Origin of the sequence: Methanobrevibacter sp. (assembly GCF_017447225.1) — an archaeon.
In the GTDB taxonomy this organism is placed as follows: domain Archaea; phylum Methanobacteriota; class Methanobacteria; order Methanobacteriales; family Methanobacteriaceae; genus Methanocatella.
In genome coordinates, this window is sequence record NZ_JAFSNZ010000060.1 from 36,348 (window position 1) to 59,366 (window position 23,019).

Below are 23,019 nucleotides of genomic sequence, written 5' to 3' on the forward strand. Positions count from 1 at the left end.
GTATCACAAAACAAAAAATGCCCCGGCCGGGATTTGAACCCGGGGAATGGGATCCGCAGTCCCATGTGTTATCCAAACTACACCACCGGGGCAGGACAAAATAAGCTATCACATTAATATAAGATTTTCATAGTATATAATATTTTTTTAAAAATGATAAATTTCATTAGTCTTTGATTTGAACTAGACAATAATTGAAATATGGATTAATTAAATCAATACAGAAACTAATCCTTTTATTTAAATAACTGAAAAAACACGTTTAAATGAATTGGTAACTTGATATGAAATATGATATAATAGTGATATATACGAAAAAGTTCAATTTAATATTTTAAAATGAATTTGGCAATATTTAATGAATTAAATTGAATATACATAACATACACACATGATAAACGAAAAGAATTGATAATCTTTATATAATATTAAAAAAAGAAGGAATATTGTGCATTGACTGGTGGAAATACACCACCACAAAACTAAATTTCTGCTGGGAAAATGTACAAAATTGTATGTAAAGGCTGATATATTCACCACCAAACACGTATAAGTATCGGTCTATTACATACAAAGGTTTAATATCACCAAAGATACAATGTGTATGAATAACCATCAAAATTACGTGTTGCAACTGATATCGTTTCCGCTTTTGAAAAATCGCCTGAACTGGACAATACTTTTGAATCAAGTTTGTTTGATTCTACAAAACGATAGTTAGTTAATTTCAATTCGCTGAATTTTTCATCACATATTTCTGAAACTTCCCTAATTGATTTTTTGGAATTTCTATTATCTTTCAGAACAGAAGTGATTTCTGATAAAAAGCTATGATCATAAAAATCAACCCTGCCACCCAATATTTCCATTATATCCTGAGCATCCTTTGAATCATGAGAAATATCTGAGTATGTCGGATTTGGAATTGAAACTAATGAATTCAGCATTAACAAGGCAATGAATAATATGCTTAAAGCAATTAAGGCGTCTGCAATATATAAATTTCCAGTTTCATCTTTCATGAAAAGATGTTAACTTCCATAATATATAAAAAATATGGAAGTGTGAAAAAATTAATTTTCATTTATATACTTTATAACCTTTTCCTTCTTAGCAATTGCATCTTCACATGCTTTTTGAACTTTTTCCTGCATGATTTCAAAGTCTTCCGGTGTCGTATCACCGACTAACTTCTTAATTTTTGTGTATGCAGCTTCTCTAAATAAAGGAACGAGCTTTTCGGTTGAAGAGTCTTGTTTAATCAAGATCGGTTCGCCGCTATCAGTGACCTGACCAATTTCTGAGATGTCAACTCCTGCTGCAGAAACAGTTTTCTTAACATCACCGGCAATATCTTCAGGCACTACAAGCATTAATGAATCTGTAGAAACTCCCAATGGATCTATATTTAATGTTTCAAGCATATTCAATACATTTGGGGCCACCATTTTTCTAATATCTTCTTCATAGAATTCAAGACCGACACCAGTGGTGTTTGAGATTTCATGCGCATCTCCCCTAAGACCGCCATTGGTAACATCAGTCATTGCATGGATATCCTTTACCAAATCAGCTTCAAACAGAGATTGTGACGCCTGAACAAAATTAACGTTCATAGTATCCCATACAACATCAAAAAATCCGTTATACAAAGCTGTTGTAGTAATAGTTCCTCCGCCTGAACCTTCAGTTAAAAGAATCACATCCCCTTTGGTGGCACCTTTACGTGCTGTTGGAGGATAATCTGATACTCCAACACTTCCCACAGCAGAAACAAACCTGTCACCTAAAACCATATCTCCACCGACTCTTAAAGTACTTCCGGCAACAATAGGAACTCCGACAAGCTCAGAAACTGCTGCAACACCTGCAGTGAAATCAAAAATCTTTCCGACATCCCCGTCATCGGCCAAGTGAACATCACTTAAAATAGCTACAGGATCCGCTCCCATTACACAGACATCCCTCAATGTTGCTCTTGTAACATGAAAACCTCCTAAAAACGGATATTCACTTAATCTGGAATGGATTCCGTCAACTGCTGTTGTAATATAAACATCATCATTTTTTGCCCTTGAACGTACAACACCACCATCATCCTGTTCAGTCGGATTAACTAATGATGCAGTATTGGTTGATGCCACAATATCAGCTATTCTTCTGTGAACAAAGAAATCACCGGCTCCACGAGATCCAACACCCATTTCACCCATGCCAACACCAGATTTGGTAATTTCAGCAATTTCCTTTAAGAATTCATCATCACTTTCTTTTAATTTTAATGTTGTTGAAACTTCATCAATTACTGCTTGCGCCATTTTTACAGAGTTTTCATCGGAAATATCTTTATATTCCCTTATTCTTTCAGCTAAAAGAACTGATAAGTCATCATAAGAATAATCATCAATTCTTGCACGGACAAATCCTTCAATATCCATAGTAACTACTCCTCAATATTAACAAAATTCTTTAAAATCTTCAGTCCAGCCTTTCCGCTTTTTTCCGGATGGAACTGTGTGGAAAATAAATTGTTCTGACTTAAAGCTGCAGCAACATCTATCCCGTAATCACAGGTTCCGGCAATAATATCCCTATCATCAGGAATTACATGATAAGAATGAACAAAATAGAAATATTCACCATCTATCCCTTCCAGAATAGGACAATCCTTAACCACATCCAATTTATTCCAGCCCATATGGGGAATCTTGACACCTTCCGGCAGGAATTCACAATGCCCTTTAAATAAATCAAGACCTTTAACATCAGGGCTTTCTTCACTTTCACTCATGAGAACCTGCTGACCCAAACAGACACCTAAAAACGGCTTATCGTCATTAACATGCTCTTCAATCACTTCACGAAAGACTTCCAAATTTTCCATTGCGGAACCGAAAGCACCAACACCAGGCAAGACCAGATGTTTTGCATCTGCGATGACTTCAACGTCATCAGTTATCTGAAAATCCTCACCAATCTTTTTAAATCCGTTGGAAATGCTTTTTAAATTTCCGCTTTTATAATCAATAATCGTTATCATATTATTCCATCCATCCGATAGCTGACCTAATCATTAATCCGAAGTCAGAATCTACAATTTCGTCCGTTCCTAATGTTTTAGAGTGTGCATCAAGCTCAGCAACAACATGAGTGTATCCCAATTCACGCAATGGCTCCACTAAACGAGGCCCATCAGTTACGGCAACTGATTCAACATCAAAGTCCTCTACCGGAAACGCATGAGGAACACCGAACACCACAATCAAATCCAAATTCTTATCTTTGAGATAGTCTGCTGCCTTATCTGCAGTTATAGGATATTCATCAAGCCCACCAGTTATGAAATCAGGTTCAATATCCAGCTGGTCTTTAATATTTACCGCATGTTGTCTGATTCTTGGAAGACCAATGTTTTCATCCAGATTAGCTACGAAAATAGGTTTATTGTCCGGATTAATTTCTTTATAATCAAAGTTAATAATATCAGCAAATAAGTATGAAGTTTCTTTTTTAACGTTGAGTACGAAAGCAACTTTTTTATTTTCTTTCAGTGCTTTTACAACAGTTTTTGCAACTATTTCTTTTGAATCTCCGAAATTAGGTTTAATATATTTGCCCTGAGCCATTCCTCGAGTCTTTTCAACTTCAGTTGCCTTCTCAAGCATTTCAATTTGCCTGTCAGCCTCCTCTTGAGGAATCACACCGCATTCAACGGCCGCCTCCAAAACCATTATTGCTCCAACAGTGTTGTCTCCTTCACCCGAACCTCCATGAGATTCAACCGGAATTACGGTACACGGCAAATCAGCAGTTGCAATCGCTTCTTTTAAATCCTCACCGATAATCATGCTCGCACATGTGCCTGCAATACCCATAAGCTTTGGCTTAAAGGCATCATAAGCCTCAGTTAATGTATCGACTAACTTTTCACCGGCACCCAATATAAAATCATTTTCTGACATTCCAGTAGTTACAACACGCACACCATCGCTTTCTAAAAGTCTTGCTGTTCTAAAGCAACACCCAGTAGGCCCATGCATAACAATAACATCAACATTCATATCTCTCAACGTGTAAAGAGTAGCAGCAATCGGACTTGGTCTCGGATGTATAATTTTAATCACCTAATTTATCAATGAATAAATATTTAAAATTTTTAGTTAATATAATTAATTAAGGAGATTGCATTATGAAACTCAATAAAAAAATTTTGGAAGAAAAAATCAGAGATTACAGGACTTTTAAAAGCTGTTCTGAATCAACACTGATGGGGCTTTGTGAAACGGCAGAATATCCCATTTCCCAATCCGACATGTGCAAGCTGGCCTGCGGATTTGCGGGCGGAATGGGTGGAACCTTTGATGAAGGAACCTGCGGTGCTGTCACCGGCGCATTGATTGCCAATGGTCTTATTGTTGATGATGAAGTAAAAATTAAAGCCAATGCTAAAGAAATTTTCAATGCGTTTAAAGAAGAATACGGCACAGTACGCTGTGATAAAATAAGTAAAAATGGAGAAGACAAATCTCCATGCGTTGACTGCTGCGTATTTATTGCAAATAAAGTTGCTGACTTATTGGATGAATAACTATTCATCTTTTTTCTATTTTTAATTCAATGTTGATTTCAATTTTCTAAGAGTGTATTTAGCATATGTGAAGTTTAGAACTGATGCGATTATTCTACCAACAGCAAGACCTACCCATATACCAGTCAATCCCCAATTTAAAACTATTCCAAAAAGATACGTGCAACTTACAGTGAAAATCAGCTCCCTAATGATTGTCCATGCAAGACTTGTTGTCCCTCTTCCGATTCCCTGATACATAAAACTTGATGGCATACCTATACCTACAAGAAGCAAACCGAATGAAGCTATTCTTAAAAAGTTTGTAATCTCCGGAATTAACGGAGCTGTTTCTGGAGTGTATGCAAAAATTAATGACAGCTGCGGTGCAAAAATTACTAAAATAAGCATTATTGCTATTGCAAACACCATGGCAAATTTGGTACCGTAAGTGTGTGTTCTTGAAAGATATTCCCAGTTTCTAGCACCATATGCGCTTCCGCTTACAGCTGAAACTGCGCTGGCAATAGCCGTTAAAGGCATTATACCGAAGAGATATAATCTCTGACCTGAAGTGAATGCTGCAATACCATATTCCCCTCCGACTGATGAAATAAACATCAGATAAAAGCTCATTGCAAGTGACATCATGAACATGTCCAAAGAAGACGGAATGCCTACCTTTAAGATATCTCCGGATATTTTTGACTCATATTTGAAATCCTTAAAAGTAACATCGACATAAGTATCCTTTTTTATCAAAATCCAGTACATGATTACTGCAGCCGAACCAACGGAACTTACAATTGTTGCAAGGGAAGCTCCGGCAGAACCCCAGCCAAATACATAAATGAAAAGAGGATCCAAAACGAAATTTAAAACAACAGAGACGATGATTGCATACATCGCCCTTTTCATGTCACCTTCACCACGAAGAATGCCGCTTCCGCCGTTTGCAAACATGAATGCGAAGAGACCCAGAAACAGTGGAGTTCCATACTTAATTCCTTCAACCAGTGACTGTCCGCTTGCACCATAAGCCTTTAATAATGGTTCCTGTATTATGAGTAAAATCAGAGTTAATATAATTGATGCTATTAAAAATATTATAAGAGAATGTGTGGCGGATTTGCTTGCTCCTTCATGATTTTTTGCACCGACAGCACGGGAAATACTGCTTGTGGCACCATTTCCAAGTCCGACACTAACACCATTTAAAATCATGAATATCGGAGTTACAAAACCGATTCCGGCAATAGCTGCCTGACCTAAACCGGCAACCCAAATTCCATCAACAATATTATATGATGCTGTCAGAAGCATTGATATCATTATCGGAATAGCCAATTTTCTAATGGCTATTTCCGGCTCACCTCTCATCAATTCCACATTTTCATTAGCCATAATACTCCCCTCATTATTTAATATTCTTTAATTAATACTATTTAAATGAAAATATAAACTCCGACAAGAATTATAAGTAAAATGACATTTAATATCGTGAATATTTTCAAATATTTGATTTTAAATTCACTATGTTCACGAACGAGAATCTTATAAGAGATAAGATTGGCCATAGATGCTATAAGCGTACCGAAACCGCCAATATTGATTCCAATAATAATTGCCTCATAATTGGCACTGAATCCGCTTAATAAAATTGCAGCTGGAACATTGGAAATAACTTGTGAAGCAAGAATGCCCCATATAACCTCATTGCCTGCAATCCATTGAGTAAAAAGCGAATAGAAAATCGGAATATTTTCGAGATTGCCTATTAATATGAAAAGGGCGATGAAAGTCAAAAGCAGATAATAATCAATACCGAGAACAACTCTTTTAAAGAAATTTTCACTATTAAAAGTTATCTTATCCATTTGAGGCAGAACAATTTCATTTTTTGGAATAAATAAAGATGACACTGCTAAAAATACAAGAGAAACCAAAATATACGGCAACAGCAATAAGAAAAATGATACGAATGAAATATCAGATACAGTATACATTACAATATTGTGCGGAGCTCCAATCGGAAGAACCATGCATCCCACATTGGCTGCGATAGTCTGCAAAGACACTGTAATTATTGCCAAATCAATTCTATCAACTTTTTTTAAAGCCAATATAGTGAATGGTACGAAAATAATTAAAGAAACATCATTTGTTATAAATATAGAACTTAAAAAACATGTAAAAATCAAAACTAAAGAAAGTTCACGAGTATTTCTTATTTTAGTCAATAGCTTTCGAACCAGTCTCTCAAAAACAGACAGGTTCTTTAAAATTTCAACAAAAAACATTATTACTAAAAGCAATAATATTGTATCCCCATTAATGTAATAAAAATAATTAATGCTAGGTTTTACAAAAAAACAAGAAATTATGGCCAATATTAAAGAAATGGAAAAAACAGTTTCTTTTTTAAAAAAATCAAAAGCTTTAGTCATGATATTAATCAGCATCCTCATCCATCGCTTCAAGCAAAAAGCTAACTGGCCTGAATCCATCATTGCATGAAATCATAGCGGATTTCTTATTTTTCATCCACCCATCATAAAAATCTTCAGCACCGCAAGATAAGGCCATTACAAAAGAGGAAATGCTTTCCCATGCACTATCGCAAAAATCGTCAGGCTTTACCCATCCATTAGCAATGAAAACATCACCAAGCTCAACATCACATTCATGTTCTAAAGGATTTTCATATTCCTCAATCAAATCATCATATCTTGCTTTTTTCATAACTGTGATTTTTACTTTTTTCAATATTATCACCTAAAAAAAGAAAATGAAGTATCATTGACGTGTAATGATACTGATAATGTCGCCATCTTTTAGTTCATAATCACTGGCAACGCGCATATTTGACCTGGCATCGACAGCATGCATGAACTTATCACCAATGTCTGAGTGAACCAGATACGCTAATTGACGAGGATTGGAACCTCTTTTAAGCAGTATTCCATCAGGCAGGACATTGCCTTTCTGGTCAGTGTATTTATGTTCATCCTGAACAGGATAAACAACAATATTTTCAAGCAGGTTAAAAATACCGTAATTCAAAGCATCCTGAATACCTGTGCTTCCATATTTGTCCAGAATATTGGTTTGAATATATTCCAATGCCTTTAATTGATTTTCAGATAATTCTTCAGGTTTTAAAATTTCAAAATGATCATCACCAGGAAGATAACTAATTAAACCAGCCTCATTAGCTCTGACCAATGCGATTTCGGATTCTGCTGAAGCAGGAATGACATTAGGATATTTTTCCTTAATTCTTTTAATGTTTTCTTCTGATGTTGGTAAATCCGCCTTATTGGCCACAATCATCATAGGCTTGGCTATTTTAAGAACATTTCTTGTTAATTCAATCAAATCTTCCTCTTCCCATTTATTATAATCCGGTTCGATGTTTCTTTTTGCTTCTATAATATCTTCAATAGCTATTCCAGTACCGGATAATTGATCGAACAATACTTTTGCAATGTCTAAATGTTCTGCACCGACTTTTCTTATAAGCCTGACCCAATTTCTGGATAGGATTCCATACATCCACATGACGATTTCATTTTCTAAAAATTCCAAATCATCAAGAGGGTCATGACTGCCAGGGTCGACAGGATTGCCTTCAAGGTCTGTTGAACCGGAAGCATCGATAACATTGATAAATACTTTAGCTTGCATTAAATCATCTAAAAATTTATTTCCTAATCCTTTTCCTTCATGTGCTCCAGGAACCAGTCCTGCAACATCTATTAATTCTATAGGAAGTAATCTTTTTCCATCAACACAAATTGAATTTCTCGGATTGCATGTGACGCCTAATTCTTGGCATGGACAATCTTTAATAACATGAGCAACAGCTTTATTCGCATCTATTGTTGTAAATGGATAATTTGCCATTTCAACAGTTGAAGAAGTTGCTGAATTGAAAAAAGATGATTTCCCAACATTTGGTTTTCCACAAACTGCAATTTGAAGCATAATAATCAATAAAATATTTAATTTTTAAAATATAAATAGTTTCATGAACTTATTTAAGAAATAAGGTGAAATATGGAAAATGAAAAACCAGCCGGAATGAAAATAAGACAAGGATTTCAAACATTTCTAACACAAACGAGAGGAAATACGACATTCAAACCAGAGCTATTTGATTTGATTGATGTTGATATTAAAGTTAATAATTTGCCCCAAGTATTCCACAATTACAAAATAATTAACCTAACAGACATTCATTTAGGCCAATGGATCAGTCCACAGTATCTTGATGGTGTTGTGGATTACGTAAATAAACTAAAACCGGATATGATTACATTAACGGGAGATTACGTATCTTACATTATTGACGGATATGAAGATTCACTTTTAAATTCATTTAAAAGATTAAAGGCTAAAGATGGAAAGTTTGCTGTTTTGGGAAATCATGATCATTGGAACGGTGCGGACAGAATAAGAGAAATCTTAGAAAAATCAGATGTCATCGAATTAAGCAATGATGTCTATTCAGTTGAAAAAGATGGCGAATACATTAATGTATCAGGTGTTGACAGCTGTAGCGTCGGTGCTGATGATTTGGACAAGGTGCTTAGGAAATTACCGGATAACGGATACAGTATTTTGCTTGTTCATGAACCTGATTTCGCTAAAATATCATCAAAAACCAACAGGTTTGATTTGCAGATTTCCGGCCATTCACATGGTGGACAGCTGGTAATACCTGGAGTTAAAACCACTCCGTTCAGATGCTCTTATTCCGTCAAATATCCTGTAGGAGCATACAAGGTTGGAAACATGATTCAATATACGAGCAAAGGTCTTGGAACCAATTCATTTTGGCTTAGAATTAATTGTAAACCTGAAATTACATTATTCCACCTTAAAACGACTAAAAGAAAGAATATAGAAATAACTGAGGGTTAAATGAACATCAATAACTTAATCAAATCGGCAGTAGTTATTATTTTGATTGCAATAGCTAACATAGGAACCATTATTGCAGCTTCAATGATAAATGATACAATCATACTAGGAAATTGGTATAATGCGATTATCATTGCAATTGGAGTTACTATAGCCAACATCATATTCTGGCCGATACTGGTGAAATATTTAATGAAGTTTATTGTATGGACATTTGGAATTGGTGCGCTGATTATTAACTCAATAATTTTTTATGGAGTTTCATGCCTGATTCCTGGAGTTTCACTTAGTGCAAGTGATGCATTTCTGGTACCACTTGCAATGGCAATTGCTACTACAATTATTTCAAACATAACGGATGTTGACTATTATGACACATACATAACCCGTGTGTCAGATTACGTTTCAAGAGAAAAACCCCTCTATAAACGAAGATTTCCTGGTCTGATAATGCTTGAAATAGACGGATTATCAATTGATATTTTAAAAGAGGCTATTGATAAAAACATGATGCCTACACTTAAAAGATGGATTGAATCCGATAGCTACACCTTAAAAGGCTGGGAAACGGACTTGTCATCACAGACAGGTGCCTGTCAGGCAGGGATATTACATGGAAACAATGAGAACATTGTAGCTTACAGGTGGGTTGAAAAAGAGAATGACAATCAGATAATGATTTCCGGGAAATTGGCTCATGCTCCGATAATTGAAGAGAGAATATCTGACGGAAACGGGCTTTTATGCGATAACGGAACAAGCATTACAAACATGTTTACTGGAGATAGCCCTAATCCCATACTTACATCATCCAGATTTAAGTTTATGACAAAAAGGTATAATCAATCATTGAATGTGGTATTTCTGGAGGCATATTCATTCCAAAGAGTTATTGTTCTGTTTTTATGGGAGATATTGGTTGAAGTGAAATCCCAAATAATGCACAGATTAAAGAATATTCAGCCCAGACTTAGGAGAAACATTGTTTATGCGACAATAAGGTCCGGAGCGAATGTTCTTTTACGTGAAGTAGCTACGGAAACATTAATCGGAGACATGCTTAAAGGAGATATCAACAGTGCATATGCTAGTTATGTGGGCTACGATGAAGTTGCACACCACTCAGGAATTAGGGACGATGATGTGTGGAATGTGCTTAAACAAATTGATTTACAATTTAAAAGGCTTGAAAAGGCTCAAAAAAGCTGTGAGAGGAACTATGAGTTTGTAGTTTTATCCGACCATGGCCAAGGGAATGGTGCAACATTCAAACAAAGATACGGCATAACTCTCGCAGATTATGTGAGAAGGCTTCTGCCGGATGACATGAAAATTTATGATAAAAATCAATTTATTTCAGACCACTTTAGAGATGCATACATTCCGGAAAACAAGCAAATTGAAAGCATTATAGGAAAAGTAGATGACATAAAAGAGACAGAATTCTTTTCAGATACAATTGAAACTTTAAAAGATAAAAGCCCTGATTTTATAAACATAGAACGTGTAGAAGAGATAACATCAAAGTATAAAAATAATTTGGATTACATTAAAAGACATGAAAGTAAGGAACAAACCACTAAAAAAGCTGAAGATTCTGAGTTGATTGTTCTGGGTTCTGGGAATTTAGGTCTGATTTATCTAACGCAATGGCAAAAAAGATTGAATTACGAAGAAATAGTAATGCTGTTTCCAAATCTAATTCCTGGCCTTGTAAAACATTCCGGAATAGGATTTATATTAGTGGAATCATTCACCGATGGTCCGATGGTTATCGGTGCAGATGGAATATATTACCTTAACAATGATAAAATAGAAGGGAAAAATCCATTGGAAAACTTTGGAAAAAATGCTGCAATGCATCTTAAAAGACATAATAAGTTTGAGCATATGCCGGATATTTTAGTTAATAGCTTTTATGATCCTGAAACTGAAGAGATATGTGCATTTGAAGAATTAATCGGTAGTCATGGAGGGCTTGGAGGAAGCCAAACAAGACCATTTATCCTATATCCATCAAATTGGGAAGATCCAGGTGAATTGGTTGGTGCAAAATCAATTTATGATTTCTTAAAAAAAGAAATGAATGAATTAAAGGACTCTTGAAATCCAATAATCCAATATTTCTTCAACATTTTCATCGAAACTTATTGTTTTAGATTCATTTTCTTTTATAGCTCCAGCATAATCCTTATTTAATCTGATTAATGTCGCATTTGGACTATCATGAGTCATTTGTTCAAACGGATAACGGATAATGACCGGAGTATTGAAACCAACACCAATTTCTAAAAATACAACATTTTTATCGCCGATTTTATTTATAAAGTCCATATAACGTTGTCTGGCTTCATGCCATTTTTCATCCTCTACGAAAAGATTATCTTTTCTAAGATTTGTTTCCATTTCAGCCCCGCAAACAGGACATTTAGGAACCAGATCTGATGGGATTTTACAGTCAACAGTCTTTTCAACCATTTCCTTTATTAATTCCTCATCATCATACAGTTTGTCATGGCATGCTTCACTGCATTGCAGAAGACCATAATCTCCCTGTGTTGCAAATATTCTTTCATCCTCAAATCCGTTAATCCAAAACTGATGTTCCACATTTGTCGTTAAAACGAAATAATCCTTATTTTCAACCAGTTTTAATAATTTCTGATATACATCTGTTTCACCAACACCAAATCTGTTAACATTGATATGTCTTGCCCAATAAGCCCATTTCTCTTCCGAGGTCTTGAAAGGATAAAATCCTGAGGAATACATGTCCCTCATTGAATATTTTTCAATGAAATCGGCAAAATTATCAGTGAAACGCTTACCTGCATACTCAATTCCTGCTGCAGTTGACAAACCTGCACCAGCCCCTATAACTACAAAATCCGCATCATTAATTTTTTCAATAGCTTTATCTAATCTTAACACAAAACGATCCATTTTAATCACCAAATAACAAATTTTTATATATCAAATAATCATCATCACCAAATACATTAAATATTACATGCTCCAAAGAGCTTTCATTGAAATTCAAGTATTCATTTACAGTTCCAATGGCAATTTCAGCTGCTTTTTCTTTAGGGAAATTAAAAACACCTGTGGAAATACAGCAAAAAGCAATTGATTTTAAATTATGGTAGCTAGCTATCTCCAAACATGATTTGTAACAGCTGGCAAGTCTTTTACAGTCCAAATCATCCGGTTTTGAATTTGAAGCAATCGCCGGACCGACAGTGTGAATTACATGTTTGGAAGGCAAGTTATAAGCATCAGTGATTTTTGCTTTTCCTATATCCTCATCCCTGTTTTGAGCTTTCATGATTTTTTCACATTCAAGCCTCAATTGGATACCGCTAGCTGAATGGATAACATTGTCAATACAGTTATGCATTGGTATAAAACAGCCCAACAATTTGGAGTTGGCGGCATTGACAATTGCATCTACTTTCAGCTGAGTTATATCACCCTGCCAAAGCATTAATTTACCATCAAATTCAGTAATGTCTTCCACGCCTACCAAATCTTTAGATAATGTTTCATTTGTGAGAAATTCATCCTGAACTTCCAAAAATTCTTCGCTTATTGGGTTAGGTGGCCTTACGTTCATCAGTGAACGAAGCAGATTTCTCTTTTGAAAGTTATCATTGGGAAGTTCTATATTATCATGTCTCTCATTAATCAAATAATTTAAAAGATAGTCTAATTGCTGATTTGTATCCATTTTAATTCCTCCTTACCCTATTATATTATCAGCCCATATTTAAATGATTTTTGTAACTAAAAAGGAACTAAGTTACTTTAAAGTAACACTATTATTAACAATATATTTAATATTTATTAAAATTAAAATTAAAAATAAGAAGGTGAATTTCCATGTCTGACGATACAGTTTGTCCGGTAGATAGAACATTAAGCTTAATAAATAAAAAATGGAGTATTCAAATAATAAGAGACCTCTTCTTTGGAAAAAAACATTTTAAAGAGTTTAAAGAAGGAAAAGATATAAGTAATAAAGTATTATCCAGTTGTCTGGCTGATTTAGAGGAAAATGGGCTGATAGAAAAAAGAGTCCTGAATACAAAGCCTGTAAGTACAGAATATTCATTGACCGAATATGGAAAGTCAATGAACAGAATCATCTATGAAATTGCGATGTTTACATTGGATGATGAAAAAGACAAGGTTTACAGCGAAAAGACAAAAGAAGAAATGAAAGAAAATTTCAGACAAACATTGAAAATTGATGATTAATATGGATGGAAAGATATTTATTATTGGAATAGGTCCTGGGGCTGAGGAATATCTGACTTTAAAGGCAGTAGATTGTGTTAAAAATTGTGATTACACAGTTGGAAGCACAAGAGCCATTGACCTTTTTAGCGATGTTAAAAATACCATTGCATTTAATGTGAAGGATTTGTTGGATAAGCTGGAAGAAGGAGTGGATTTGGCCGTTGCCGGCAATAGCGTTGCAATATTATCCACAGGAGACCCAGGATTTTCAGGAGTTTTAAATACCGTACTGAGAATTTCAAAAGAAAAAGGATTTCCAAAAGACAATATTGAGGTAATACCTGGAATCAGTTCACTTCAATTGGCCGCTGCCAGAAATCATATACAATGGGATAATGCGAATGTCATGACATTTCACGGAAGAGAGAATATAGAAGACATATTGGAAGTTATTGATAATGGAAAAACCACAATTGCACTTCCTTCAAGAAAAGTTAAGGACATGGCTCAGTTTTTACTTGACAATGGCGTCAGCGAGACAAGGCCTGTTACAGTTTGTGAAAGACTTTCATACCCTGACGAAAAAATTGTCTCCACTTCACTAAAAAATATTGCCTCAAGCGAATTTACCTACATGTGTATTATGATAATAGAAGGTAAAAATTGATGTCAGAAATTCATTTTAATAATGTTTTACTTTTTAAATTTTAAATTAAAATCTTTATAAGTCTAAAATCATAGTTTCAGTGTTAATTACTAAAAAAATTAACAGGTGAATGATACTATGATTAAAAAGATAACAAGCATTGCTTTTATTTTCTTAACTATTTTTTTAATTAGCTCTGTTTCAGCAGCAGAACCGGAAAATGAAACAATGACAACACAAAATTATGGAAATGACATTCATATTGAAAGTCATGATATAGAAATGTATTATAAAGACGGAACACGTTTTGAAACATTGCTGGAAGATGGGAACAGAAATCCCATAAGCAACGCAACGGTAACATATGGAATAAACGGTATTGATTATTCACGCCAGACTAATGAAAACGGACTCTCATCAATTGCAATCAACTTGAATAGCGGAAAATATACTATAACAACTACTGCAAATGAAACTTCCGTGAATAATATCATTAACGTGAAAAGTACCGTTTATTCATCAGATGTAGTAAAAATATTTAGGAATTCAACACAGTATTATGCCCTGTTTTTAGATGAAAAGGGAGATCTGCTTAAAAATACCGACGTTAGCTTCAACATTAACGGCGTATTTTATACAAGATTAACCAATGAAAGCGGAATTGCAAAGCTAAACATTAATCTGAATCCGGGAAAGTATATCTTAACCGCAACAAATCCTAAAACAAGCGAAATGATAAGCAATACTATAACAGTACTTCCTTCGATTATAAACAACAACGATGTGGTGAAATATTATAAAAACGGCACACAGTATCATGTAACAATAGTTGGAAAAGATGGAAAAATAGTAGGTTCCGGGGAAAGCGTAGAATTCAACATCAACGGAGTATTCTATTATCGCCAAACCGATGAAAAAGGAATAGTTAAACTGAATATAAATTTAGGACCTGGAGATTATATTATAACTGCACAATATGAAGGTTATAAAGTTTCAAACAACATTAAAGTATTGCCGACCATAATAACAAGAGACATTAGGATGGAATACAGGGACGGAACAAAATTCAAAGCTTATATCATCGACGACACGGGAAAGCCAGCAGAATATGAAAAGGTTACATTCAACATCAACGGAGTGTTCTACACCCGAACCAGCGATGAAAATGGGATTGCAAATTTAAACATAAACCTCAGAATCGGAACATACATCATCACTTCCGAATATAATGGATTGAAAACATCAAATAACATTATAATTGAAACTCCAAGTGAAAAAGAAATCATTTCAAGCAACAATTTCACATACGAAATTAAAATACCTAATTACGTGAACATAACATGTCCTTATGTTTATGACAATAGTGTTTATACTATTGAAAGCGGAATAAACGGAATTATAAGATTAGAGAAAAATCAGCTGATAAACATCCAGATTGGACCTAAATACTACACATTTTCAACAGGTTACATGCCAGAATACAGTCCCACATATTTGGGCAGTGATTATTATCTGTTGCCATTTGACAATAGTCCTACACAACACACATATAATTTCGAAAAACTGACTGGATATGGATTGATTTTACATAGGAGCGGAGACTACACGCATCTCATTTATAGAAACAACTGCAGTGACAATGTAGAACAGTTCGGAGCGTATATTGACAAGGGGATAGATAAAAGTGAAATAATAAATTACATCCAAAATGGTGAAAGTATGGCAAAAGTTCAATTCCAGACCATGAGCTTTGATGAAATGGGATTGAAATACAGCCTATCAAAAATCTACGGATGCTCAATATATGACTTTGATTATAAAAGCTACAATGAGCTGACAAGAGGCAATACAGAAAAGATTAAATTTGTAAACACCAATGAGACTGTGACATTTGACTATTACGGCAAAAAAATTGTCGGATACATTAGTGAAGAAAACATTATTACCAAATTCAATGCCCCTAACTGCATAGAGTTTGAAAAAGAGGAACTGATAACCTATGGATTGAGCGAAAAATATAAACGTGACTTTGATTTGATGCAATCATTTGCCATAATCAGCAAAAAGGTAGATGAAAAAACCGTAAATGACTGGATTTCATGCGAAAATGACTATAAGACAAATGCAGGAATGCAAAGTATGTATTCAATGTTTTTAACAACACTAAATACCGCATATCTAAGCGATAAATTAGCGGATGAATTAACAAAAGAATATGATGTCAGCTGGATGAGAAAAAACAATACTGTGCTTCTTGGATCCATGAACTGGAAAGAGACTTATCAGCATATCCTGACTCCAAACATGGGAAGGTTCATTGAAGGAGAAAATGAAAGTGAAATCATATCTTATCGCTTCGTCAACTCAATACTGCTGTCAAAAATTGAACAGCATACCTTAAAACCGATAGCTAAGGATGCGGATGAGAATATCACATCAGTGTTTGATGATGTCTTCAAATCCTTAGCATCATTTAAAGCAAGCGTCGTATATTACAACAATACAGCAATCATAAGTGACGAAGAGGGCAATTCAAGTTTTATGATTGATCTGGAAAGCGGACTGGTTACACCGTTATCTGTAAAAGATGGTTTTGCATACAAAGGCGTTACGATAACAAGAGATTGCGGACTATGCAGCATCACCAGCATGGCAAAAGCGATAATGATAAGTGTCAATAATGGCATTTTAGGAATAAATGACCTGTTAACTTATGTGGGAGACAATATACAGCCATTAACAACATTAGCATTTAAAGGAACATTATTAATAAAAGGTATTGCCGGCGCATTGCTTGGAGGTAGCTTAACAGTGGGATTAAGCGTTATTGGAACTGCAACAAGTGTTCAAAGTATTGGGGTTTATATTACTGAAAATTATGTTGAAAACAAAGATCTCCATACAGCATATGATTATTTCACATTTACACGACCGGGATATTTCCAGAATACGAAAATTTACAATATTCCTCATGAAGACGGAAGTGTTGACTATATAGAAATCCCGATAAACAAGAACAACACCTATGACAGAGAACATGTGAAATATATAAGTAAAGGTAAAGTGAAAACATTAACTAAAGAAGAAACATACCAATATTTTACAGAAGAATCCTGGAGCCCATTTAATGTTCCGCAGAAATACTGGAGATGAAAAAAATGTCTTTAATTGAGCAAATAAAAGAAAATTGGAATAAAAATCCGTTAATTGTTAAAATAACATTTATTCTTCTGGTAATATCATTCATATATGATATGGCAACAGGACAAACATTCAGCATATTCTTTTCAGTATGTTTGCTACTGTTTATAATAGCTGAACTGGTAAACTGGTTCTACTATAAAAAAGAAGAGTAAAAAAAGTTTTTAAAGTTAAAATTTAATAATTTTAACTTATTTTTATTTTTTATAATTGGATAGCTTCCTGAGTTACTTCATCATTATCCTTATCATCGTAAAGAATATGGGCTAAGTTTAAAAGCTTTTCCTGACCTTTAACTTCATCCTTGAATAAAGGAACTTCAGCTATTTGTTGGTCTGGGAATTTCTGATTGATTAACGCCAAACGTTTTTGCTGCAATTTATGTCTGGAATGACAGAAATCACAATCACAGATATCCGGCATTACCTGATTGACAATCACACTGTCAACTACCATATCGTTTTTCTCCAATGCCTCAAGAGCCCTTTCTGATTCATAAATTGACATTTCTTCAGGAATGACAACCATTTTAAATGTGGTTCTGTCCGGATCGGACAATACTTTTTTAGCCTCATCAATTTGTTCTTTAGTCCTTTTTAAATCTTCAGCAGTTTGAGGATTGTCAACTGCATCCATAAACGGCATTATGCTTTTTAGGGAATTTGCAACAGAGCCTAATTTTGCTTTTGCAATCATTGCCTTACCTACCCATGAGTCCATAACTTCAGGGAATGATAATAATCTTAATGTGTGTCCTGTAGGTGCTGTATCGAATACTACAACATCAAATTCGTTTGAAGTCATTACTGATAGGAATACTTCAAAAGCTGCCACTTCATCAGCACCCGGAGATGATGATGCCAAATCCATTTGATCAGTTAAAAAATCAAGTCCTCCTAATGCATCAGGAGAAGAAGATTGTTTTTGAGCTTCCAGTGCAGATTGTTTTTCTGCCATTGCTTCATCAGGATCTATTTCAACTGCAAATAAATTGGTTTTGATTTCTCTTGGATAATGGCCGATTTGCACTTCTAAAGAATCTGAAAGTGAGTGAGCAGGGTCGGTTGATACAATTAAAGTTTTTTTACCCTGTTCAGCTAACCATAATGCAGTAGCAGATGATATGGATGTTTTACCTACACCACCTTTTCCACCTACAAAAATGAATGTTGTTTTATCTTTATTGAATCTGAAATAATCTTTAAATGCCAAAAAATCACCTCGAATATTAAAATTACTTTTAGTAACTTTATGTTATTTTATTCTTTTTAATATATAAACATTATTAATTAACTTAAGTATCCCATTTACCGATAATCCATTTGCCATCAATTTTTTTAAAATCCATTACCGTATCAATTGTCCATGAACCGCTGGCTCCATAGACACGGGCGGTCAAAGTAACATCAGATATTAACGTAGCGTTTTCATTATCATCAAACAGAATATTCGGATCATGAATCACTGATTTGAAATAATTGAGAGTTCCATCCACCACTTCATCAATGAACTGTGATTTGGTCTGTTTTTTACCTGACATGTGAGTTAAAATATAATCATCAGCCATAAGTTCATTTAATTTGATTTCATCCTTGTCAATTAATGCCTGCTGATATTCAACAAAGCAATCCAAAACCTCTTTTTCCGAACCATCAAAAGTTCTTTTTGATAGAATTTCTACATCACTCATAATAATATATTATATAATAAAAGAACTATATTAATTACTAATGAAAAATTAAGTGGTGTTTGATATGAACGAAATTCCAAAAATTAATGTTGAAAAAACAAAAGACGATATTGTTGAATTCGTTCAAAATAAAGTATCAGAAGCTAATGCAGACGGACTTGTAGTAGGATTAAGTGGGGGAATAGACTCCACATTAGCTGCATTTTTAGCTTGTGAAGCTGTTGGTAAAGAAAACGTGTTTGGAATTGTAATGCCTTCCACAACAACCCCAACAGAAGATAAACTTCATGGTACTACAATAGCACAGTTATTAGGTATCAATTATAAAGAAATAGCTATTGATAGTATTTTAAACGAATTCTTATCAGTTACACAGTTAGAAGAAAACAGATTGGCTATTGGAAACCTCAAAGCTAGAATAAGAATGTCAATCATTTATTTTTATGCTAATTCTAAAAATTATTTGGTTAGCGGTACCGGAAACAGAAGCGAAATCCTAATCGGATATTTCACAAAACACGGAGACGGTGCTTGTGATATTGAACCGATCGGAGACTTATACAAAACCGACGTTTATCAGTTAGCCAAATACTTGGAAGTTCCACAGGAAATCATCGATAAACCTCCTAGAGCAGGATTATGGAATAATCAGACTGATGAAGATGAAATTGGAATGACCTATGAATTACTTGATAAAATATTATACAAATTCATAGAACAAGGAATTGATGCTGACTCAATTGCTGAGCAGTTAGATATTGAAGTTGATGAAGTTAATAATATCATAAATAGAGTTAATAGGAACAAACATAAATCTGAAGTTCCTGAAAGCCCTAAAAAGACTTTAATGGTGATTTAGTGACAGAAAAAAAATGGCAAAAGAAATGGGCTGATGAAAAGTTATTTGAATCAAACCCTAACGATAAAGAAAAACTATTCATTACTGTAGCTTTCCCATACCCAAGTGGTGCAATGCATATCGGTCACGGCCGTACTTATACCGTACCTGATGTATATGCAAGATTTAAAAGAATGGAAGGCTATAATGTTTTATTCCCAATGGCATGGCACGTAACCGGTGCACCAGTTATTGGAATCGCAGACAGGATTAAAAGAAAAGATCCTTGGACTTTAGACTTATATGAAAATGTTCACAGAGTTCCGAAAGACGAATTGCCAAAACTGGAAGACCCTGAATACATTGTAAGATACTTCAGTAGCGAATATAATGAAGTAATGCATGACATGGGATATTCAATTGACTGGAGACGTGAATTCAGAACAATTGACCCTACCTACAAAAAATTCATAGAATGGCAAATTACCACATTATATGAAAAAGGGTTAATTGCAAAAGGTGAACACCCTGTTAAATATTGTCCTCATGATGAAAATCCCGTTGGAGACCATGACCTGCTTGAAGGTGAAGGAGTTGGAGTTAATGAATTAACACTTCTCAAATTCCCAATTGACGATAAAATCCTCGTTACAGCTACTTTAAGACCGGAAACAATTGTGGGGGCAACCAACATCTGGTTAAATCCTGATGTGGAATACGTACTGGTTGATGCTGAAGGCGAAAAGTGGGTAATAACAAAAGAGGCTCATTACAACTTACAACATCAAATTAAAGATTTGGAAATCATTTGCGAAATTGATCCTAATGATTTAATTGGAAAAATGGCAACCAATCCATTTACAGGCAATGAACTGCCGATTTTCCCAGCAAGTTTTGTAAGCGCATCATACGGAAGTGGTGTAGTATTTTCAGAACCCGCTGATGCGCCAGCAGACTATATTGCTCTTCAAGACTTAAAGAAAAATGATGAACTGATAGCTAAATACAATCTTGAAGGAATAATTGAAAATGTCGTTCCGATTCCAGTATGTACAGTTAAAGGCTACGGAGAAATTCCAGCTGCAGACATTATTGAAAGACTTGGAATAACCGATCAAAACGATGAAAAATTACACGAAGCGACCAACGAATTATACAAAATACAGCACAGTAAAGGTACCATTCTTGACAGTATTCCTGGATTTGGTGGTAAAAAAGTCAGATTTGCACGTGAAGAGCTAAAAGATGAATTGATTTCCAAAAATATGGCTACAATAATGTATGACTTTGCCGAAAGGCCAGTTGTGTGCAGATGCGGAAACAACTGTGTTGTCAAAATTATGGATGACCAATGGTTCATGAAATACTCAAATCCTGAATGGACTGAAAAAACCCATGAAGTATTAGAAAGAGAAACAATCATCCCTCCAGAAATTAAAAACAATTTCAGTTATTATATTGACTGGTTGGATGATTGGGCATGTTCCAGAAAAGTAGGACTTGGAACAAGACTTCCTTGGGACAACAAATGGTTAATTGAGCCATTGACAGACTCAACAATTTACATGTCCTATTATTCAATAGCAAGATTCTTAAGGGATATGAATCCTGATGATTTGAACCGTGCATTCTTTGATAAAGTATTCTTAAACAAAGATTCAGACGACATTACAGTTGCTCCGGAAATTGTTAAAGAAATCCGGGACGAATTCAACTACTGGTATCCTCTTGACTGGAGATTATCCGCAAAAGACCTTGTTGGAAATCATTTAAGCTTTTTAATGTTCCACCACAGCGCAATATTTCCTGAAGACAAATGGCCTAAAGGAACCGTTGTATTTGGAATGGGTCTTTTGGAAGGAAACAAAATGTCCTCATCAAAAGGAAATGTAATTCTTTTAAAAGATGCTATTGAAGATTATACCGCAGATGTTGTAAGGTTATTCCTGATGGCTTCAGCAGAACCATGGCAAGACTTTGACTGGAGAGAAAAAGAAGTTTTAGGAACTAAAAGAAGACTCGAATGGTTCAAAGAATTCGCCGGAAAAGTTGAAGAAATCAAAGGCTCCGCACTCGATTTAAGCAACATTGAAAAAGTTGAACTGACAAGAACAATCGATTTATGGATGTTAAGCCAACTCAACCAACATATCAAAGCATCCACTGAAGCTTTAGAAGTTTTCCAAACAAGAAAAGCACTTCAGGAGTCATTATTCTTACTTAAAAAAGATATAGACCATTACTTATACAGAGTAAATCATTTGCTTGACAAAAAAGACCCTGCAGTAATTTATGTCCTATCAACAGTCTTGGAATCATGGATCAGATTACTTGCGCCATTCACACCACACACATGCGAAGAGCTATGGTCCACTTATGGCGGACAAGGATTTGTAAGTGTTGCAAAATGGCCTGAAGCTGATGAAAGCCTAATAAGTCTTGAAATCGAAAAATCAGAAGAGCTAGTTCAAAACCTAATTAAAGACATCAACCACATCAAGCAGATGGTTGGAGATGATGCCCAAAAAGTGCACATCTATCTTGCTCCTGACTGGAAATGGGACTTATACAAAATTGCTGATGAAGTCGGAAAACCTGATATCGGCCAGATAATGGGCAGAGCTATTAAAGCAGATATTTATGACAACAAAAAAGAAATTGCTGATGTAGCTAAAAAAATCGGCCGTGAAATTACCAAAACCCGATACGTGGGTAAAATCGATGAGGCACAAATTATCTATGACGCTTTAGAATACATTTCCAATGAAGTGTCAAGCGAAGTGATTGTGCACACCGACGACTCATACGATCCGCAAAATAAGGCTAAAAACGCAATGCCTTACAAACCGGCTATTTTGATTGAATAGTCTGTTAAAATAAAAATAAGTAGGGATATTAATCCCTTTTTCTAA

At 34.8% G+C, this 23,019-nt stretch carries 21 protein-coding genes and 1 tRNA gene; 9 read left to right on the top strand and 13 right to left on the bottom strand.

The window, feature by feature from the left end:
• Nucleotides 1-18: 18 nt before the first annotated feature.
• From IJQ68_RS05830 to cfbD, 5 genes are all read right to left on the bottom strand, one after another.
• A tRNA-Arg gene (locus IJQ68_RS05830) sits at nt 19-92 on the bottom strand.
• A 492-nt stretch (nt 93-584) separates the two neighbouring features.
• On the bottom strand, nt 585-1,022 hold the full coding sequence (locus IJQ68_RS05835) for a hypothetical protein (protein ID WP_292798154.1): 438 nt from the start codon (nt 1,020-1,022) through the stop codon (nt 585-587).
• Nucleotides 1,023-1,073: 51 nt separating this feature from the next.
• Complete coding sequence (locus tag IJQ68_RS05840; RefSeq protein WP_292798156.1) at nt 1,074-2,438, bottom strand: AIR synthase-related protein; 1,365 nt, start codon at nt 2,436-2,438, stop codon at nt 1,074-1,076.
• Nucleotides 2,439-2,443: 5 nt separating this feature from the next.
• Entirely contained in the window at nt 2,444-3,040 is a 597-nt protein-coding gene (gene hisH, locus IJQ68_RS05845; RefSeq protein ID WP_292798158.1) for an imidazole glycerol phosphate synthase subunit HisH, read from the bottom strand.
• A gap of 1 nt (nt 3,041) precedes the next feature.
• On the bottom strand, nt 3,042-4,112 hold the full coding sequence (cfbD, locus tag IJQ68_RS05850; protein WP_292798234.1) for a Ni-sirohydrochlorin a,c-diamide reductive cyclase catalytic subunit: 1,071 nt from the start codon (nt 4,110-4,112) through the stop codon (nt 3,042-3,044).
• Between the two features lie 77 nt (nt 4,113-4,189).
• Between cfbD and IJQ68_RS05855 the strand changes: the two genes are divergently transcribed.
• Nucleotides 4,190-4,588 carry a C-GCAxxG-C-C family protein gene (locus IJQ68_RS05855; RefSeq protein ID WP_292798161.1) on the top strand — a complete coding sequence of 133 codons (399 nt, stop codon included), beginning with the start codon at nt 4,190-4,192 and terminating at the stop codon, nt 4,586-4,588.
• A gap of 21 nt (nt 4,589-4,609) precedes the next feature.
• Here IJQ68_RS05855 and IJQ68_RS05860 read toward each other — a convergent pair whose 3' ends face one another.
• Genes IJQ68_RS05860 through IJQ68_RS05875 form a run of 4 tightly spaced genes read right to left on the bottom strand, consistent with a single transcriptional unit; the run spans nt 4,610 to nt 8,554 of the window.
• Nucleotides 4,610-5,971 carry an MATE family efflux transporter gene (locus IJQ68_RS05860; RefSeq protein WP_292798163.1) on the bottom strand — a complete coding sequence of 454 codons (1,362 nt, stop codon included), beginning with the start codon at nt 5,969-5,971 and terminating at the stop codon, nt 4,610-4,612.
• Between the two features lie 41 nt (nt 5,972-6,012).
• The gene (locus IJQ68_RS05865) at nt 6,013-7,077 is read right to left on the bottom strand and encodes an SLC13 family permease (protein WP_342765129.1); all 1,065 of its coding nucleotides are present in this window, start codon (nt 7,075-7,077) and stop codon (nt 6,013-6,015) included.
• Complete coding sequence (locus tag IJQ68_RS05870; RefSeq protein ID WP_292798166.1) at nt 7,019-7,333, bottom strand: TIGR04076 family protein; 315 nt, start codon at nt 7,331-7,333, stop codon at nt 7,019-7,021. Before IJQ68_RS05870 ends, IJQ68_RS05865 begins: the two co-directional genes overlap by 59 nt.
• A gap of 30 nt (nt 7,334-7,363) precedes the next feature.
• Entirely contained in the window at nt 7,364-8,554 is a 1,191-nt protein-coding gene (locus tag IJQ68_RS05875; protein ID WP_292798169.1) for a redox-regulated ATPase YchF, read from the bottom strand.
• A 72-nt stretch (nt 8,555-8,626) separates the two neighbouring features.
• Here IJQ68_RS05875 and IJQ68_RS05880 point away from each other — a divergent pair, with 72 nt between their 5' ends.
• Nucleotides 8,627-9,493 carry a metallophosphoesterase gene (locus IJQ68_RS05880; RefSeq protein ID WP_292798171.1) on the top strand — a complete coding sequence of 289 codons (867 nt, stop codon included), beginning with the start codon at nt 8,627-8,629 and terminating at the stop codon, nt 9,491-9,493.
• A complete protein-coding gene (locus tag IJQ68_RS05885; RefSeq protein ID WP_292798173.1) occupies nt 9,494-11,599 on the top strand; it encodes a phage holin family protein in 2,106 nt (701 codons plus the stop codon). It begins immediately after the preceding gene.
• On the opposite strand, the gene IJQ68_RS05890 is transcribed toward IJQ68_RS05885, so the two are convergent.
• Both IJQ68_RS05890 and IJQ68_RS05895 read right to left on the bottom strand, forming a co-directional pair.
• The gene (locus IJQ68_RS05890; RefSeq protein ID WP_292798175.1) at nt 11,585-12,436 is read right to left on the bottom strand and encodes a hypothetical protein; all 852 of its coding nucleotides are present in this window, start codon (nt 12,434-12,436) and stop codon (nt 11,585-11,587) included. The two genes, IJQ68_RS05885 and IJQ68_RS05890, sit on opposite strands and share 15 nt — an antisense overlap.
• Nucleotide 12,437: 1 nt before the next feature.
• Entirely contained in the window at nt 12,438-13,220 is a 783-nt protein-coding gene (locus IJQ68_RS05895; RefSeq protein ID WP_292798178.1) for a protein-ADP-ribose hydrolase, read from the bottom strand.
• A 152-nt stretch (nt 13,221-13,372) separates the two neighbouring features.
• Here IJQ68_RS05895 and IJQ68_RS05900 point away from each other — a divergent pair, with 152 nt between their 5' ends.
• From IJQ68_RS05900 to IJQ68_RS05915, 4 genes are all read left to right on the top strand, one after another.
• Nucleotides 13,373-13,750: a helix-turn-helix domain-containing protein gene (locus tag IJQ68_RS05900; RefSeq protein ID WP_292798179.1), complete on the top strand. Its 378-nt coding sequence runs from the start codon at nt 13,373-13,375 to the stop codon at nt 13,748-13,750.
• Between the two features lies 1 nt (nt 13,751).
• Nucleotides 13,752-14,399: a cobalt-precorrin-7 (C(5))-methyltransferase gene (locus tag IJQ68_RS05905; RefSeq protein ID WP_292798181.1), complete on the top strand. Its 648-nt coding sequence runs from the start codon at nt 13,752-13,754 to the stop codon at nt 14,397-14,399.
• A 117-nt stretch (nt 14,400-14,516) separates the two neighbouring features.
• Nucleotides 14,517-17,531 (top strand): adhesin, encoded by a 3,015-nt coding sequence (locus IJQ68_RS05910; protein ID WP_292798183.1) that lies wholly within the window; start codon nt 14,517-14,519, stop codon nt 17,529-17,531.
• A gap of 5 nt (nt 17,532-17,536) precedes the next feature.
• Nucleotides 17,537-17,734 carry a hypothetical protein gene (locus tag IJQ68_RS05915; RefSeq protein WP_292798185.1) on the top strand — a complete coding sequence of 66 codons (198 nt, stop codon included), beginning with the start codon at nt 17,537-17,539 and terminating at the stop codon, nt 17,732-17,734.
• Nucleotides 17,735-17,783: 49 nt separating this feature from the next.
• On the opposite strand, the gene IJQ68_RS05920 is transcribed toward IJQ68_RS05915, so the two are convergent.
• Both IJQ68_RS05920 and IJQ68_RS05925 read right to left on the bottom strand, forming a co-directional pair.
• A complete protein-coding gene (locus tag IJQ68_RS05920; protein WP_394355665.1) occupies nt 17,784-18,791 on the bottom strand; it encodes an ArsA family ATPase in 1,008 nt (335 codons plus the stop codon).
• A gap of 82 nt (nt 18,792-18,873) precedes the next feature.
• On the bottom strand, nt 18,874-19,269 hold the full coding sequence (locus IJQ68_RS05925; protein ID WP_292798187.1) for a nuclear transport factor 2 family protein: 396 nt from the start codon (nt 19,267-19,269) through the stop codon (nt 18,874-18,876).
• Nucleotides 19,270-19,333: 64 nt separating this feature from the next.
• Here IJQ68_RS05925 and IJQ68_RS05930 point away from each other — a divergent pair, with 64 nt between their 5' ends.
• Both IJQ68_RS05930 and leuS read left to right on the top strand, forming a co-directional pair.
• Nucleotides 19,334-20,128, top strand: a complete 795-nt coding sequence (locus IJQ68_RS05930; RefSeq protein ID WP_292798190.1) for an NAD+ synthase — start codon at nt 19,334-19,336, stop codon at nt 20,126-20,128.
• Complete coding sequence (gene leuS, locus IJQ68_RS05935) at nt 20,128-22,974, top strand: leucine--tRNA ligase (RefSeq protein ID WP_292798192.1); 2,847 nt, start codon at nt 20,128-20,130, stop codon at nt 22,972-22,974. Before IJQ68_RS05930 ends, leuS begins: the two co-directional genes overlap by 1 nt.
• The last annotated feature ends 45 nt before the right edge of the window (nt 22,975-23,019 follow it).